Genomic DNA, 18,123 nt, shown 5'->3' with positions numbered 1-18,123 from the left:
CCAGCAGTAAGCGCAATGATTTGAGCAGTATTGATGTAGGCAACATTGGGTTGGGCAACAATCGCTAACCCCGTAATCGAGAGGGGACTTCCTGCCAGAATATGGGGACTGCGATCAAACCAGCTATCAACTGAATACCACCAAAGATCGCAAGAGAATGTCCAAATCCAAAGCGCAGTAGCTCGCCAAATATGATACTGCCTACACCAAATCCAGTAAAGAGAGTAAATACCTTCAGTCCCATCGTTTGCCCCAAATTGTTGTCATCTCCGAGATCGGTCACAATTCCGACAAACAACGGTTGAGTCAGGTCATACCCTAAAGACAAAAAAAGAACTGCGATCGTCGTTCCCATTGGCGGAATCTCAAAAATCATTCCAATCCCAGCCAGAGCAGCCATTACCAACCCTGCTGGAACGAGCCAACGCCGTCCCCACCGATCAACAGCTTGACCAATGAAAGAACTCAGCAATAAACCGGGAATGCCGTACCCAAGAATGTTTAACCCAATGCTCAAGGCATCCATGTTGTACCGTTGCGATAAATACAACCCTAGCCATGTATATACCCCAGAGTGGTAGATACCATTCCACAGAACATAAGTATATGTGCGCTTTCCCCGAAAGGTGGCTAATATCTGGCTGTATCCCCTAAAGATTTGGCGAATAGGCGGTAATTTGGTGACTTTTGGTGTATCAAATAAAGAGCCGTAAGGATGAAGCCGCCAAAGCACAACAGCAGCAAGGACAGCAGTACCTATAAAGAGCGATCGCCAACCTACAAATGGCTCAAGAATCGCTCCCCCCGCAGAGCCTGCTGCCATTCCCCCTTCCATTGCTGCAAACACCAATCCTAGCTTGGCACCTCGCTGATCAAACGGGAATAAATCGCCAATTAAGGCGAAGGTAAGGGGAATCACACCACTTGCTCCAATCCCGGTTAATAGCCGCCAGGTTGCCATCTGCGAAGCATTTTGAGCAGTGGCAGTTAAAGCCGTGAAAATGACAAAAAGAGCAAGCGAGATGCGAATAATAGACCATCGACCAAAGCGATCGGACAGGAGGCCGAAGAATAATGCCATCAGTGCATAGGACAGCATATAGGCTGGAACGATAAAGCCGATTTCCTGAACCGGAACATTAAAAACTTCAGCCAAACGTGGAATCAGGGGAGCAATCATGTACCCCTGTAGAAAAATTAGCCCCGCAGCGATCGAAAGCCAGGAAAACAAATCTTTATGCTGCTTTAGGCGAATCGCGGGATCGGCTGGTTCGGTATGGAGGTGATTAAAAGATTCTTTGAGTTTCGGCATGGATTTGGGAGATTTCAACTCATATCACATTTCACGGAGGACTAAAATCTGAGAACTTAGCTGGAGTCCCAACGCCAACAACCAAAGTCCCTAGCCTGGTAAAAGCTTGGAGTACCTTCTCAACTCTGGAGCTTACAAATTTTGTAGGTAAGGTGTGGAATCTAGCTCTTAAATGTCAGGATAACTTGATAAATGTCATGATTTATACAAAAACTGTATATTTAGATACAGAATTTCTTATAAGACTTATTAGTTCAGGCTATCAACAAAGCTAGGATTTACCCATTGACAGAAATCTTTTAATCCCACAAAATTGTTTGTTTGATGGCTCTGCGATCGCATTCAATTTCCCTATGAATCGAATGTGGGGCGAGAAAACCTACACATTAAAGTCGGCTCCGTGAAAGAAGAATCCCCGAAATAGAATTTCGAGGATTCTCAAGAAAATCAAAAATTTGACCACAATCCTGAAGCTAAAAAACCCGCTTTAGCCTTCAATGGGATAAGGTTTCTCCTGACTTGGTAGACTGGGAGTGCGGAAAATCGCAATAATCGCTCGCACCACCAAGATAAACATTGCCAACGCTCCAATAGAAAAGATCACATCCCTAGGAACCCTTGTCCAAACCGTCCAGTGCATCCATTGCGAACCCATCACCGTTTCACCCCGTGCATACCAAGTTCCGTAATCGATCGACTGGGTAAGCTGGTAAAAACCATTCGGAATCGGCCCAAATAGCAGCATCACCACCAAGCCAATATTCAACAACCAGAACGAGAACTTCAGCATCTTCTCATTCCATACCGATTCCGGCGTAAATTCGCGCAGGGCAAACAACATTAATGCTAACGCCAGTGACCCATACACCCCAAACAACGCTCCATGCGCGTGAATAGCGGTTGTATTCAAGCCTTGGGAGTAATAGAGAATACTGGGCGGGTTGTATCAGGAAACCAAACACCCCTGCCCCCACCAAATTCCAAACGCAGGTAGCAATAAAGAACCGTAGGGGCCAGCGATAGAAACCTTCCGCCTCCCTTGAAAGCTTCAGCGTTTGCAACACCTCAAAGCCAATCAAGGTGAGGGGAATCACCTCCAAGGCAGAAAAGACAGCAATACGCTTGGGTTAGCGCTTTCAGACGAATTTCATTTCACGCATTTATCTCACCCACCCCAAGGAGGGGACTGTTAACTATTAACTTACTTTTTAGTTACCACAACCCAATCGTCGGCTGTTTTGACAACCTCAGCATTCTGCAAACCTAAATGTTTTAAAACGGGTTTTTCTAACAGAAAATAAGGTTGAGGAAGAGTTTGCCATTTCTGTTTGAGCGTCGGCGCGTCGGCGACAATAACTTGGCGTTGACTATAAAAATTCAGCGATGGACGACCCAAGCGGTGAGAAGTAAACACTTGTTGACCGGCCGGAGTTCCTGTGCGGACAATTTCGGCGATCGGCTTAACCGGATAATCCTCGGCCAATTCCCAAACCCAGTTATCAGAAGCCACCAATACCAACAGCGTCAGGTAAGTTCCCCAAATTAAAACTAATATAAACTGCCGGTCTTTGCGGTGCAGCAACACGGCCGCCATTGTCATTGTCAAACCTACAACCATGAGCATTAACTGCAAATCTCGCTCGATCGGCACAATGTATTTCCCAATTTGCACTAAGCCACTGAAGTACACGCAACCGACGACAGCAACTACAGCCAGCACTGCCAAAATCGCGGGATGAGGCAACAAAGAAATAGCATCAAAATGTTCTTCTGCTTCCTCTTTGATCGGTTCTGGCGGCAGCCACAGTTGCTCCCAAACTTCAGCGAGATAACTGCCAACGGCAAGAGCAAAAGCTGGATAAATTGGCAAAACATACCACGGCAATTTAGTCTTCATCACAGAAATAGCCAGCAGATATACTCCCGTCCAAACCAATACTAATTTTGGCCCTGGAAAATTGCGATTTTCCCAACTCAAACGCAGCCCTTGTAGCCAAAATAACTGCCACGGCCAAGCTAATTTTAAAATTTCTAAAATATAATACCAGGGCGGGCCTTTGTGACTGCTCACAGGTTCCGAAATGCGTCGGAAAGATTCGTTAACTAAATTAGCGTGGATGAAATATTGGCCGTAGTGCAGCCATTGGGCAAAATACCAAGCCGCTACTGGCAATGTTCCGATCGCGAATCCGCCCCAAAGATACGCAGAAGTAAGGAGTCGCGGGGTATCCCAAGCCAAAAAAATACAGCCAACAGCAGCCAGCAGCAGCCCCAACATCACGCCTTTAGTGAGGCAAATGAGTCCGAACCCAATCCCCGCCCCCAAAGCGTAGCGCAAGTCGCGGCGCGATCGTAGCAAACACCACATCGCCCCCAGCAAAAAACACAAAACTGCCCCATCCAACATCGCCAAACGTCCATGCCGCACCACCGGTAACAGCGTCAGATAAACGAGGGCAGAAAAAATGGATGTCAAACGCTGCGGAAACAACTCCCTGCCAATGAGGTAAAGCAAGGGCACTGAAGTGGCTGTCAGCATCGCCGGTACCAACCTCGCCGTCAATTCGCTGACACCGCCTGCTGCAAAACACAGCCCGATTAGCCAGTGTAGCAGCGGCGGTTTGTTGAAATAAGGCATTGAGTCGATCGTCGGATACAGCCAATTTAAGTTGCCTCGCCAAATTTCGCGGCTTACCTGCGCTGCAATGCCTTCATCCCAATCCCGCAAAGCCACGCCGCCCAGATTCAGCCCGAAAATCAGCACTGCAGCCAACAGAAAAGCCAGCATCCACACTTTGTCTGTAAAGCTGTCATTCCAGCGATTTTTCGGTTTGCGGCTTAGGAATGGAAAGATTTCTGACATAAGTTAAGAGAGTTTTGAGCGTCCCAAACAGAAGGTAAACTTAGACAACAGTTATTTGCGACTAGGAAAATACCATGAACTTGCCTGTAATTATAGATATTATCATTGGCTTAGTCTTTATCTACCTGACTTTAAGCTTGCTAGCTTCGGAAATTCAGGAACTGATTGCTACTGTTTGGCAGTGGCGGGCGGAACATTTAAAGAAGTCGATCGAAGTGCTAATTTCTGGAGGCAGCGAAGGCGCGAAAGATCCCCTGCAATTTAGGCGAGTTGCACATTTGGCTCATTCGATTTACGCCAATCCCATGATCAAGGATTTGAATCAGGGAGCCAAAGGGCTTTTATCAGAGGGATTCCGCTCTGTTACGCACCGCATGGGGGATTTGTACCACGGAGTTACCGGTACTAAAAATGTTTTCGGCAATAAATCCAGTGGGCCTTCTTATATTCCAGCAGAGAGTTTTTCGGCTAGCCTTTTGGATACTTTAAAGGTTTCTACTTTGATCAGCTCTATCTCTAAAACCCGATTGGAAAGATTTAAAGATTTACAATTAGCACAAATTAAACAAATTGGAGCTAATTTGAATTTGCCGGAGGCTACTAAACCGATTATTGAGCAAGAATTTAGATGGCTGACTGCGGAGTTCAATCGAGTTGTTGAAGATTATCAAAACAATTTAGCAAGTTTGAACAACAGCTTGGATCGGATGTCGGAAAAGCTAGGATTTTATATTAAGGATTCTCAGGTTTATCTACCAGAAGCCGAGCTAGCAGGGAGAGAATTTCAGAGGCATATGGCATTTGTCAAGGCTCGTCTTGACAGCAAAATTGAGCGGGTGGCGCTGCTAGGGCAACTGCAACCGAGTTTCAGCAATCTGTTAAATACTGTTAAAAAAAGTCAATATACGGTAGCAGAAATTATGGATATAAAAGAGGAGAGTCCGATTTATCAACAAATTCAAGAAACCTTGGACAGTATGCCAGAATCTTTGAAACGTAGCCTTTATATTTTAGCGCAGCGCGCTGAAAAAGGCGGCGGAGATACTCAAGAGCAGTTGCAGCGGTTTCAGAAAGAAATTGAAATTTGGTTTGACCAATCGATGGAGCGTGCTTCTGGCGTTTACAAGCGGAATGCCAGAGGGGTAGCGATTTTGATCGGAACTGCGATCGCTGTGGCTGCTAATGCTGATAGCATTCATATTATTAATCGGTTGTCGAAGGATTCGATGTTGCGATCGACTGTTAATTTGTACGCTCAGCAGTTGGTGACAAACAATGCTAAGACTAAATCAAATAATTTAACCAGTTTGTCAAAAGTTCAACAGGATGTCGATCGAGCTTTGGATCAGGTAGCTCTGCCTTTTGGATGGAGCGAACAGAACAGCTTAGAACGAGATAAGCAGGGGAATTTATTGTGGCCGGCTTTGATTACAAAATTGTTTGGTTGGATATTGAGCGGCGTAGCTATTTCTATGGGGGCTGCTTTTTGGTTTGAGGCGCTCAACAAGATTATTAATATTCGCAATGCAGGGAAAAAACCCCCATCTTCCACAGAATCTTGAGGGGTGCAGTTGGGAGGCCAATTTACAAAGTGTCATACCCTTTTAGATTTTAGATTTTAGATGGGGGAATGACTCAAGACTATCGAGGTTTCAAGCACGGGCTTACGGTTGGATTCTTTCGTGAAAGTGGTATCACGGAGAGGATAGCGGATCGCTCGGTAATTTCGCGTTTGCCGGAAGTAAGGGAAAACACGCAGAATATAAATTCCGTGCGATCGCGGATGGCAGCGTGGCAAAAATAGGAGAAACTGATAGATAGGTTAAATAAGAATCAGCGGAATAAACAAGGTAGCTAGCAGCTTTTGGCGGTCTGAGTCCAGGGGTTTATCTAGCGCTCAACTCACTTTTGGAGGACGGAATATGTTCACTTCTTTAAGGGAAACGACTCCCGCCCCAGAATACGCAAATCCCCCATCCAAAAGATTTGTATTCAATGACTCCAGCATTAATGACGGTGAATATTGTGTTTCCGAAATTTTGGCTGGGGAATCTGACTGCATCGAGAAAATTACCTCGGCACTTCAAAAATATGCCTCTATCCTTAGAGAGATTGACAAAGTTTTCACAAGTTGTGGCGAAAGCTCTCGCCAACTGCAATTAGGCTCTGTTATCCTCACTTCAGATTATCTGGAACCATACAAAAGTCAATTGCAAAAAGGGTACAGTTGCCTGAGTAAAAAACGCGGGCTTCGGTGGTGTTATGCCGATCGAGATAGTGATACACTCAGCAACGGCGCTGGGCGCGATCGACTGTTTGCTAATTAAGGAGAGTTATTTAATGGAGGGTGTAGAACGTACCGAAGGCGACTGGGCCCAATGCCATTGTAATTAGGGACGCAGGCGCGATCGCAATCAACGATTTGATCGGACTCAATCTGCAATCCTATCCAATCCCCCTGAATAATTTTAATCCCGTTTTTAGGGACGAGAGCAGCCCTCACCGTGTCCGCCCCCGCCTACAAACAAATTGCTCCCCAGCCATTAACCTCTATTTAATATCAGACTTTTTACTGTTAGTAAAGGCGACCAAAACCCCTTAGCAGCAGTATTTGGGTGGAGCGAATATCTAGCAATTTCAAAGCATATATAATTATTCCAAATGTACATAATTCAGTTTGAGAGGGGATGAAATAAAGGTAGATAATCCCTACTACCTTGTGCATATAAGTGAAATATTACACTCATATAAAAACTCATAAATATAATTAATAAAATTGATTGACTGGAAAATTACTGCCCGATTTTCTAAGACCTAAAAGGAGGCTATCGTTAGCCACATAAGGTTAAAAAAATTTGGATGTAACACCGGAATTTATTTGAACATTCCGATAAATTTTGCTATTGCTTCCCAGCGGTATTAGCCAAAAAATCCCTTATAGAAGGTCCCCACAACGTAAATTGGGATCAAAATAAATCAAACAAAAATTTTTATAAAAGTGTACATTTTTTGAGTTTGGTGTTAAGATGTAATCAAATAAGCCTGATGAGATTAATCCGGGGTGTATCTACTAATAATGCCCTTAATGGAGTCTTCAATATGAGTTCTACGTTCGCTCAAATTAACTCAAAATCTTCTTTTGAAAAACGGCCAATGCGCGGCTTAGTCTTCATTGACTCCCGCGTGGAAGATTACGAGTCAATTACAGCGGGAGTGCTGCCGGGACAGCAGGTAGTAATACTCGATCGCACCAAAAACGGCATCGAACAAATCACCTCCGAGATGGAAAAATACGCCTCTACTAAGGGGGCGCTAGACTCGGTTCACATTATTTCTCACGGCAGTTCTGGCAGCCTACAGCTTGGCAATACTGCTCTGGGTTCAGATAACATAGAGCAATACAAAAGCCAGTTGCAAAAGTGGCAAACTTCACTAGCTCCACAAGCAGACATCATGCTGTACGGCTGCGATGTAGCAGGCGGTACAGGTGCTAATTTCGTTGATCGATTCAGTCAATTAACCGGGGCTGACGTTGCGGCATCCACCAACACAACTGGCCGTGGCGGCGACTGGAATTTGGAATTTGCTAAGGGCAAAATTGATTCTCCCTTAGCCTTGCAGCCAGAGGCTATGGCAAGTTACCAAGGTGATTTAGCTACGATCGTAGTAGCCAACAATAGCGATAGCGGGCCGGGTTCATTAAGGGCTGCGATCGCCAGCGCTGTTGCCGGCGATATCATTACCTTCGCTCCAGGTTTAGCCAACCAAACCATTACTCTCACCAGCGGTCAACTCGATATTCCCGTTGGCAAAAACATCACGATTGACGGCGCCGCCGCAGCGGGTTTAACTATCAGTGGTAACAACGCATCCCGCGCCTTTTTTGTCAATGCCAACGTTGCAACTGCTACCGATTTGGTTGTCAAAAACCTGATTATTACTAACGGCAAAACTACCGATCGAGGTGGCGCAATCGGCACAACCGACGAAGTAAACCTCACAGTAGAAAACGTTCAGTTCAACAACAACGTCGCCGATAAAGGTGGTGGCGCAATTTTTGGTAATTTCAACAATACCCTGACTGTTACCAACAGTAAATTCAACGGCAACGTGGCCACCTCCGCTAACGATGAACGCGGTGCAGGTGCGATCGGCTTTTTGAGTTTCAAAACTTTTACAGTCACCAACAGCGACTTCACCAACAACAAAGGAATTAACGGCGGGGCAATTAACAGCCTTCAAGGTAAGCTGACAATTGACAACTCCCGATTCATCGGCAACGATACCACTGCAGCCGTTTACGCAACAGGCCAAGATAATCCGTTTTTAAGGGGTTTTGGCGGCGCAGTTTACACAGACAGAGCCAGCAATCCGAGCGAAGCTTCCGGCACAATTAAGATTACCAATAGCGTATTTCAAGACAATAAAGGTCGAGGTGAAGGAGGCGCAGCTTATCTGTTCACCGGCAGCCAAGACAAGGTTATTTTGGAAAAGAGCACCTTCCAAAATAACGAAATTCTGGCGCTACCCAACGGTGGAAATCCTGGAAACGGTGGTGGGGTAACGATTTTGAGCGACAGCACCAACCAGGGATTGACCATTACCAACACCACCTTTGCGGGCAACAAAGCCGGCAATCAAGGTGGCGGGCTGTGGATGCGAAATGCCCCTACTACGATTACTAACAGTACGTTTTCTGGCAACTCCACGGCGTTTGCTGCTGGTGATTTCAACAAACTCGGCGGTGCAATGACTCTTGGTGCACCCACAACCATTCTCAACACGACGATCGCCGATAATTCTGCAGGCTGGGTTGGTGGAGGTATCTTCGCCGATGCCAATAATGTCACCCTCAAAAACACGATTCTTTCCAACAATACAGCGGCTAACGGAGGAAACCCTTGGGGCATTCAGCAACACGCCACCGCCCAATATAGCGATCAAGGAGGGAATTTTCAGTGGCCGCTGATTAACACCGATACCAAGGTGACGACAAGTGTGACGATCGCAGACCCGAAACTCGGCCCTTTGCAAAACCTCAACGGCGCTTTAGTCAGGCCACTGCTGACAGGAAGTCCGGCAATTGATACAGGGATTGCCACCGGTGCACCCGCTACTGATCAGCGCGGCGTGGCTCGCCCTCAAGATGGCGACAGCATTGCAGGTGCGATCGTGGACAGCGGCTCTTTTGAATTTGGAGGGGGTGTCGTCCCGGTGCCGACTCCGACTCCGGAACCGACTCCAACTCCGACACCGGAACCGACTCCGACTCCGACACCGGAACCGACTCCAACTCCGACACCGGAACCGACTCCAACTCCGACACCGGAACCGGAACCAACTCCGACACCGGAACCGGAACCAACTCCGACACCGGAACCGGAACCGACTCCGACACCGGAACCGGAACCGACTCCGACACCGGAACCGGAACCAACTCCGACACCGGAACCGGAACCAACTCCGACACCGGAACCGGAACCAACTCCGACACCGGAACCGGAACCAACTCCGACACCGGAACCGGAACCAACTCCGACACCGGAACCAACTCCGACTCCGACACCGGAACCGGAACCGACTCCGACACCGGAACCAACTCCGACTCCGACACCGGAACCGGAACCGACTCCGACACCGGAACCGACTCCGGCGCCGACTCCGATACCGGAACCGACTCCGCCTACACCGGAACCGACTCCGGCGCCGACTCCTACTCCGCCGACGCCAGCGCCGACTCCAACTCCCGCGCCGATTCCTACTGAGACTCCGACACCCACACCGGAACCCACTCCAACTCCGACACCGGAACCAACTCCGACTCCGACGCCCGCGCCGACTCCAACTCCGACACCGGAACCGACTCCAACTCCCACACCGGAACCGACTCCGCCTACACCGGAACCGACTCCGCCTACACCGGAACCGACTCCGACTCCAATTCCGCCTGCAGATGATTGCCTACTCGATAGCCTCAACGCCCCGCAACTCGACCCTGACGCCATCACCCCCAACCCCGCCCAACAAACTATCAACGGCGGCGAAGGTACCGATTTCATGATGGGCGGTGTCATCAACGAGTCAATTAACGGACAAGCCGGCAACGATACTCTCTACGGCATGGGCGGCAATGACAACATTGACGGCGGCGCAGATAACGACTCAATCTTCGGCAATGCAGGCAGCGATTTCATCTTTGGCGGCGCTGGCAACGATACCATCTACGCTGGCAAGGATAATGACACTGTTGTTGGTGGTGAGGGCGACGACTTGTTGAGAGGAGATCTCGGCAATGATACAGTTGCCGGCGGCGTTGGCAACGACAGCATTTTCGGCGGTAAAGATGACGATATCTTGCTGGGTGAAGATGGCAACGACTACATTTTAGGCAACTTAGGAAATGACACAATTAATGCCGGAAACGGCAACGATATTGCCTTTGGCAATGAAGGTGCAGACCTAATTTTTGGCGATTTGGGAAATGACACGCTGTACGGCGGCAAAGAAAACGACAGTCTTGATGGCGGTGATGGCAACGACTTGCTGTTGGGCGGCAATGAAAACGATGTGCTCTGTGGCGACATCGGTAATGATACCCTCTACGGTGGCAAAGGTAATGATATTCTCAGCGGCGGTGCTGGGGACGATTTCCTTTCCGGGGATGTTGGGGAGGATACTTTGACTGGTGGTTCGGGAAATGATTTGTTTTTCCTAAATCAAAGTGTGGGTAGCGAGATCATTAATGATTTCCGTAAGGGAGAGGATTTAATTGGGTTGAATTCTGGTTTGAATTTTAATCAACTCAGTATTACTTCCAGCAACAATCAAACTTTGATTACTGTGACGGACACCAATCAATTGTTAGCTAAGCTTAACGGTATTACCCCCGGTATTCTCACCGCTAGCGATTTCACTCAGGTAACAATCTAACTGCCTGGGGTAGGGTGCACTCTAAGCAGCCAGCCTGCTTAGAAGTGGTGAAGAAAGCTCTCAAACTCCTGAAATTTGTGGATGACGTTAGCGCAGCCCGCACCTACGGGGGCTACGCTAACGAAGAGGATCGCTCGATCTGATTGTTTTCAAGCGCGATCGGTAATAAATCTTGTTTATTGCCGATCGCCCACACCTAGAATGAGGCACATCCGTCTAGTGCACTCCTGAGCTGGCTAGCCATAAGCACCGCTGGAAGAAAGCCAGCTTTTTTAGTCACTAAATTTCTGATTTTGGGGAACTTTTTTCGAGCCACAAAAAAAGTTAAATTAATCAAATCTTTAGGCGATTTTCCTGGTTTTATCTAAGGTGAATGTATCAGGTACTAGCTAGAGCAATTGTCATAATTTTGGCAGCCCAGAAAATCTTTTATGAATTTGATCTGACCCAGGCGGCCAAATGGTTTGATGCACTATTTCTATCGCTAATGGTGGGCATTGCCAACCTAAACATAGAGGTAGGTTCCCAGTCACGGACTATTTACATTACATCCTCTGCCGTTAATTGCTAAAAAGCTCGCAATTCTCACACAGCTAAAGCTGATTATGGAGACACTTCGGGGATTGAACTTAGGGATAAAATTAATTTTTTACCTAAATAAATTTTAAATTCCCCGATGGCTCACCGAGGTTTTAATTCTGCCTGCTGCCTTCTGCATCTCTAGCCTTCTGCTTTCAAGGTGAATCTACCAGCAAATAGTAAACATTCTCATGGGTATGCCAAATGAGTTCAACTTTTGCCACCAACATGGATTCACAATCTGTTCTCCGCAATGCTGGTTCTAAATCTATTGTCTTCATTGATCCCGACTTAGATGACTATCAAACTCTTGCCGGTGGCGTGCTTCCCGGTGCAGAGATCATCATTTTAGATAAAAATGGTAACGGAGTCGAGCAAATTACTGCGAAACTGCAAACAATTTCTGCTGCGGGGGAAACTGTAGACCAAGTTCACATTTTTTCTCACGGCAATTCTGGCAGTTTGCAGTTAGGTTCTGCAACGCTGAATTCGGATAATTTGCCGCAATATGAAAGCCAGTTGCAAGATTGGCGAAATGCGCTAAGCGACAAAGCAGATATGGTGCTTTATGGTTGCGATGTGGCTGCGGGTTCGGGAAGCGATTTTGTCGATCGCCTAGGCGAGTTAACCGGGGCTGATATTGCGGCATCTAGCGATCGCACTGGCCGCGGTGGTAACTGGAATTTGGAGTTTGCCAAGGGTGATATTGAAGCACCGCTAGCCTTGACTCCAGACGCAATGGCGGATTATCAAGGGGCTTTAGCAACTATTACCGTTACTAACAGTAATGATAGCGGGCCGGGTTCATTGAGAGATGCGATCGCCTCCGCAGCAGCCGGCGATACCATTCAATTTGCCTCGACTCTTGCCAGCCAAACAATTACTCTCACTTCCGGTCAACTTGTCATCAACAAAAACTTGACAATTGATGCCGTTGGTGCAGCAAATTTAACCATCAGTGGCAACAATACTTCGCGGGTAATCCGCACAGAAGGTGCAACAAATGTTACTCTAAAAAACCTGATTATTGCCAACGGCAAAGTTTCTGGAACCGATCCGAATAATGAGGCAATTAGCGCCGGTGGTGGCATTCAAACAGGAGGTAGCAGCACTTTAACTTTAGAAAATAGCCAAGTCAATAATAATGTGGCCGGTTTTGGTGGCGGCATTTACACGGGTTTTCGCAGCACGACGACTGTAATTAACAGCAAGTTTAGCGGCAATGACGGTTCGCTAGCGGATAATACCGAACGTGGTGGCGGCGCGATCGCCACTAAAAGCGGCGGTGTTCTGACTATCAGAGATAGCGAATTTACCAACAACAAAGGCAGCTACGGCGGAGCTGTTAATAACCTGTTGGGCAGCATGACAATCGAAAACTCTAAATTCACCGGCAACGTGACAGATAAAGGCGTTGGCGGGGCAGTTTACGTCGATGGTGCTAATGCTTCTGGGCCCAATGCAACCCCCGGCCCCGTTGCCGGAACTATTGCTATTCGCAACAGCGTTTTTGATGGCAATATCGGAGCCAGAGAAGGAGGAGCAGGGTTTTTATTTGGCTATCTTGAAGATAAGATAGTTTTGGAAAATAGCACTTTTATTAACAATAAAGCTGTTAAGGATTTAGCAGGAGTTGGAGGTTCAGGAGGCGCAATTCGTCACGGAAATGTGGATCTTACGGTAACAAACTCCACTTTTGCTAATAACCAAGCTGAAGATAATGGGGGCGGTTTGTGGTCAGGAGGGAATGGAAATATCAGCGTTGTCAACAGTACATTTTCCGGCAACAGCGCTGCTAAGCAGGGCGGAGGAATGCTTGTCGCTAACAGAGATTCCTTTTCGACTAACATCGTCAATTCGACTTTTGCTAAGAATACCGCTGAATTTTCGGGAGGTATTGCTACTTTTAACGATCCGGTGAAATCGCCAATTACTGTCAAGAATTCGATTTTTGATAGGAATACCGCAAGTAACTCTTTTAAAACTAGGCAGCACACGGGACGGGAGCTAATCGATGGGGGAAACAATATTCAATTTCCCGCTAAACTGACGACCGGAGATCCTAATGATAGTAATGTTACGGCAAATGTGACGATCGCAGACCCCTTACTCGGCCCTTTGGAAAATATTAACGGCGCTTTCGTGCTGCCGCTGCTAACAGGAAGTCCGGCAATTGATACTGGTACTGGTGCGGGCGCGCCGGCTGCTGATCAGCGCGGTGTGAGTCGCCCTCAAGATGGCGATAATAACGGAAGTGCGATCGTTGATATTGGCGCTTATGAATTGAACGCTACAGTCACGCCGACTCCAACTCCGACGCCGATTCCTACTGAGACTCCGACACCGACTCCGACGCCGACTCCTACTCCGACGCCCGCGCCGACTCCTACTCCGACACCGGAACCAACTCCGACTCCCACACCGGAACCAACTCCGACTCCCACACCGGAACCGACTCCGACTCCGACACCGGAACCAACTCCCACGCCCACACCCGAACCGACACCCACGCCCACGCCAACTCCGCCTGCAGATGATTGCCTACTCGATAGCCTCAACGCCCCGCAACTCGACCCTGGCGCCATCACCCCCAACCCCGTCCAACAAACTATCAACGGCGGCGACACTACCGACTTCATCATGGGTGGCGGCATCAACGAGTCAATTAACGGACTCGCCGGCAACGATACTCTCTACGGCATGGCCGACAATGACAACATTGACGGCGGCGCAGATAACGACTCAATCTTCGGCAATGAAGGCAGCGATTTCATCTCTGGCGACGCTGGCAACGATACCATCTACGCTGGCAAGGATAATGACACTGTTGTTGGTGGTGAGGGCGACGACTTGTTGAGGGGAGATCTCGGCAATGATACAGTTGCCGGCGGCGTTGGCAACGACAGCATTTTCGGCGGTAAAGATGACGATATCTTGCTGGGTGAAGATGGCGACGACTACATTTTAGGCAACTTAGGAAATGACACCATTAATGCTGGAAACGGCAACGATATTGCCTTTGGCAATGAAGGTGCCGACCTAATTTTTGGTGACTTGGGAAATGACACCCTGTACGGCGGCAAAGAAAACGACAGTCTCGATGGCGGTGATGGCAACGACTTGCTGTTGGGAGGCAATGAAAACGATGTGCTCTGTGGCGACATCGGTAACGATACCCTCTACGGCGGCAAAGGTAATGATATTCTCAGCGGCGGTGCTGGGGACGATTTCCTTTCCGGCGATGTTGGGGAGGATACTTTGACTGGTGGTTCGGGAAATGATCTGTTTTTCCTAAATCAAAGTTCGGGTAGCGAGATCATTAATGATTTCCGTAAGGGAGAGGATTTAATTGGGTTGAATTCTGGTTTGAGTTTTAATCAACTCAGTATTACTTCCAGCAACAATCAGACTTTGATTACTGTGACGGACACCAATCAATTGTTAGCTAAGCTTAACGGTATTACCCCCGGTATTCTCACCGCTAGCGATTTCATTACTCTGTAGTTATTATAATTAAATCCGGTTTGGCTATACCCTCGATCATTCTGCGTATCCTTCGGCGGTTGAAACCGCTACTAAACAAACGAAGTGCGCCTCTGCAGACTGAGAGATAAAGGGAGTAGTTAAGCCGGATTTATTATAGCATTTTTTAATAAAAAGTAGCCAAGAATGATAAATATCTTCTAATCCTCAGATGCTCTAGCCCACACATATTAATCTATTATTCCTAATAAAGCGGACTTGATATTAATCCGTTTTAAGACGATCGCACAAATGTCTATCTTCCTCCTTCACATCGGCATTTGTTCGCAGGTAATCTCGGAGGCGATCGCACGCATAAGCCAGTTCATCAAGTTTGAGAATACGCTCTAGATCCCATAAAATGATTGTGCGATCGTCTCCAACAGAGGCAATCTGTTTACCATCGGGACTAAACACCGCCCCCCAAACGTTTCCTTCATGTCCGGTTAGCGTCGTTATTTCTGTCCCGTCGGTTTTCCAAAGTTTGAGTGCGCCAGTTGAGCCTCCCGCCACCAGTATTTGACCGTCACGACTGAAAAAATCAACTGCCATCAAGCCTCTAGTGTTTCCCTTGAGGGTTTTGAGCAAAGTGCCATCGATCGTCCAGAGTTTAATCGTGTCATCCCTGCTGGCAGTTGCCAAAGTGCGATCGTCTGGACTGATAGCCACTTCCCAAACCCCACTGCCATGACCTTTCAAAGTCTTGGAAAATTTACCGTCCAAGCTCCACAACCGAGCTGTACCATCTCCACTGACGGAAACGCGCCTCTTGCCGTCGGGGGTAAAGTCCACATCGTAAACCCTAGCGCGATGTCCTTTGAACGTTTTCAGCAAAGTGCCGTCTGGCTTCCACAGCTTCACAGTTTTATCGTCGCTGGCAGAAGCGAGTAGCTGACCGTCTGGACTTGCGGAGATATCCCAAACTCCCGCCCCATGCCCTGTTATAGTTTTCAGCAGCGTTCCGTCGAACTGCCAGAATTTAATCGTTTTATCTTCACTACTGCGTGTCCTCTATATCATGTCGCTCGTCCAACCGGAAACGATATGAAATCGCCTGGTATCTATTTAAACATCGATAAGCTGTTGCGGCATTTAAATTGTATGTCAAAAAACAATAAAACTCTTGTGGGGTGTCCCGCCCGCCTCGAATATGCAATTTAAATGCGCGACAGCTTATTCAGGCAACTTCTCTTTGCCCTCAACCTAATAACTCGACACAGTTAAAACGATCGCCTCCCTATCTCCCAACACCAAACCATACTCCAAACCTTCAACAACCGCCTGATAAGAAGCATCCAAAATATTACCAGAAACCCCCACAGTCGTCCAGCGGTCTTGACCGTTACTAAACTCAACCAACACGCGAGTTTTAGCAGAAGTTCCCGAGCCGGAGTCCAGAATCCGCACCTTGTAATCTGTCAGGTAAAAATGGGCGATCGCCGGATAAAAATTCACCAAAGCTTTCCGCAAAGCCGCATCCAAAGCCGAAACCGGGCCGTTTCCTTCGGCAGCTTCCAAAATATTTGTACCGTTTACTGACAATTTGACCGTGGCCAAAGCCGTACAATCTTCGCCAACCTTATCGCAGTGGACTTGAAATCCCTTAATTTCAAACCACGGCGGCCGTTGTTCCAAGGCTTCCCGCATTAACAATTCAAAAGACGCCTCAGCACCCTCAAATTGATATCCCTGACTTTCCAAATCTTTCAATTTTTCCAAAATTTGGCGACAAGCAGGATTTTTGCGATCGAGATCCATGCCAAAAGTGCGAGCCTTCGCCAAAACATTGCTCAAACCAGCTTGATCCGAAATCACAATTCGCCGCCTGTTGCCAATTTTTTCCGGTTCCAAATGTTCGTAAGTTAACGGATTTTTCTCAACAGCCGATACGTGGATTCCGCCTTTGTGAGCAAAAGCCGAAAGACCGACAAAAGGAGCATGATCGTCGGGAGCAAGATTGACAATTTCACTAATCGAGCGACTTACTTGAGTTAATCTAACTAATTGCTCGTCTTCAATGCAATTATGACCCAACTTTAGCTGAAAATTAGGAATCAATGAACATAAATTGGCATTGCCGCAGCGTTCGCCGTAACCGTTAATAGTTCCCTGTACCATCGTCACCCCTTCCCGCACAGCAGCCAAAGCATTAGCAACCGCCACTCCCGAGTCGTTGTGAGTGTGAATTCCTAATTGTATAGATTTTTCGCGATTGGTTCCTAAAGCTTTTAAAACATCGCAAACAACCTGAGTGACTTCGTGAGGTAAAGTACCCCCGTTAGTATCGCAAAGCACTAGCCATTCTGCACCGGCATCGGCGGCAACTTCTAAAGTTTTAATAGCATAATCTGGATTGTGTTTGTAGCCGTCAAACCAGTGTTCTGCATCGTAAATAACGCGCCTTCCCTGACTCCGCAAATATTCAATTGTATCTCGAATCATCGCTAGATTTTCTTCTAGCGTCGTCTTCAAACTTTCAATAACGTGCAAATCCCACGACTTGCCAAACAGTGTTACCCAGCGAGTACCGGCGGACAAAATAGCCTGCAACATTTCATCATTAGCTGCCGTAGTTCCCGGTCGCCTAGTCGAACAAAAAGCTACAACTTCTGCTTGAGTTAGGGGCTGTTCTTTGAGACGCCAAAAAAATTGTACGTCTTTAGGATTCGCCCCCGGCCAGCCGCCTTCAATAAAGGGAATTCCTAAACTGTCTAACTGTCGAGCAATTCGCAGTTTGTCTTCGAGAGATAAGGAGAGTCCCTCACACTGAGCACCGTCTCGCAGCGTGGTATCGTAGATCCAGAGCCGATTTGTCATGGGAAATTGCGATCGAGAAATTGGTAATATATCACTTACCATATTAGATGAATTTATTTGAATTTAATGCGATAATATATAGGAAAATTAACATAAATCT

General features: G+C 47.4%; 11 protein-coding genes. 6 read left to right on the top strand and 5 right to left on the bottom strand.

All coding sequences use genetic code 11. The annotated features are described in order from the left end of the window. Positions 1-64: 64 nt before the first annotated feature. From D0A37_RS01670 to D0A37_RS01660, 3 genes are all read right to left on the bottom strand, one after another. Positions 65-1,312 (bottom strand): MFS transporter, encoded by a 1,248-nt coding sequence (locus tag D0A37_RS01670; RefSeq protein WP_242720371.1) that lies wholly within the window; start codon positions 1,310-1,312, stop codon positions 65-67. A gap of 487 nt (positions 1,313-1,799) precedes the next feature. Further along, a complete protein-coding gene (locus D0A37_RS01665) occupies positions 1,800-2,222 on the bottom strand; it encodes a cbb3-type cytochrome c oxidase subunit I (RefSeq protein WP_242720369.1) in 423 nt (140 codons plus the stop codon). 291 nt (positions 2,223-2,513) lie between these two features. Continuing rightward, positions 2,514-4,175, bottom strand: coding sequence for an ArnT family glycosyltransferase (locus D0A37_RS01660; RefSeq protein ID WP_242720367.1), 1,662 nt, complete (start codon positions 4,173-4,175; stop codon positions 2,514-2,516). Positions 4,176-4,249: 74 nt separating this feature from the next. Between D0A37_RS01660 and D0A37_RS01655 the strand changes: the two genes are divergently transcribed. The 6 genes from D0A37_RS01655 to D0A37_RS01635 all read left to right on the top strand — a co-directional run bounded on the left by D0A37_RS01655 (position 4,250) and on the right by D0A37_RS01635 (position 15,188). Beyond that, positions 4,250-5,737 (top strand): hypothetical protein, encoded by a 1,488-nt coding sequence (locus D0A37_RS01655; RefSeq protein ID WP_242720365.1) that lies wholly within the window; start codon positions 4,250-4,252, stop codon positions 5,735-5,737. A gap of 68 nt (positions 5,738-5,805) precedes the next feature. Then, the gene (locus D0A37_RS01650; RefSeq protein WP_242720363.1) at positions 5,806-5,979 is read left to right on the top strand and encodes a hypothetical protein; all 174 of its coding nucleotides are present in this window, start codon (positions 5,806-5,808) and stop codon (positions 5,977-5,979) included. 118 nt (positions 5,980-6,097) lie between these two features. Then, complete coding sequence (locus D0A37_RS01645) at positions 6,098-6,502, top strand: DUF4347 domain-containing protein (RefSeq protein WP_242720361.1); 405 nt, start codon at positions 6,098-6,100, stop codon at positions 6,500-6,502. 772 nt (positions 6,503-7,274) lie between these two features. Continuing rightward, complete coding sequence (locus D0A37_RS01640; RefSeq protein ID WP_242720359.1) at positions 7,275-11,105, top strand: DUF4347 domain-containing protein; 3,831 nt, start codon at positions 7,275-7,277, stop codon at positions 11,103-11,105. Positions 11,106-11,119: 14 nt separating this feature from the next. Further along, on the top strand, positions 11,120-11,248 hold the full coding sequence (locus D0A37_RS28825) for a hypothetical protein (protein WP_278187132.1): 129 nt from the start codon (positions 11,120-11,122) through the stop codon (positions 11,246-11,248). Between the two features lie 640 nt (positions 11,249-11,888). Further along, entirely contained in the window at positions 11,889-15,188 is a 3,300-nt protein-coding gene (locus tag D0A37_RS01635) for a DUF4347 domain-containing protein (RefSeq protein WP_242720357.1), read from the top strand. Positions 15,189-15,431: 243 nt separating this feature from the next. Here D0A37_RS01635 and D0A37_RS01630 read toward each other — a convergent pair whose 3' ends face one another. Both D0A37_RS01630 and cimA read right to left on the bottom strand, forming a co-directional pair. Further along, positions 15,432-16,067, bottom strand: coding sequence for a WD40 repeat domain-containing protein (locus D0A37_RS01630; protein ID WP_242720355.1), 636 nt, complete (start codon positions 16,065-16,067; stop codon positions 15,432-15,434). 342 nt (positions 16,068-16,409) lie between these two features. Further along, complete coding sequence (cimA, locus tag D0A37_RS01620; protein ID WP_242720353.1) at positions 16,410-18,065, bottom strand: citramalate synthase; 1,656 nt, start codon at positions 18,063-18,065, stop codon at positions 16,410-16,412. Between the last annotated feature and the right edge of the window lie 58 nt (positions 18,066-18,123).

The sequence above is a fragment of the Microcoleus vaginatus HSN003 genome (assembly GCF_022701255.1).
GTDB classification, from domain to species: domain Bacteria; phylum Cyanobacteriota; class Cyanobacteriia; order Cyanobacteriales; family Microcoleaceae; genus Microcoleus; species Microcoleus vaginatus_B.
This window is presented reverse-complemented; position numbering and strand designations above follow the sequence as displayed.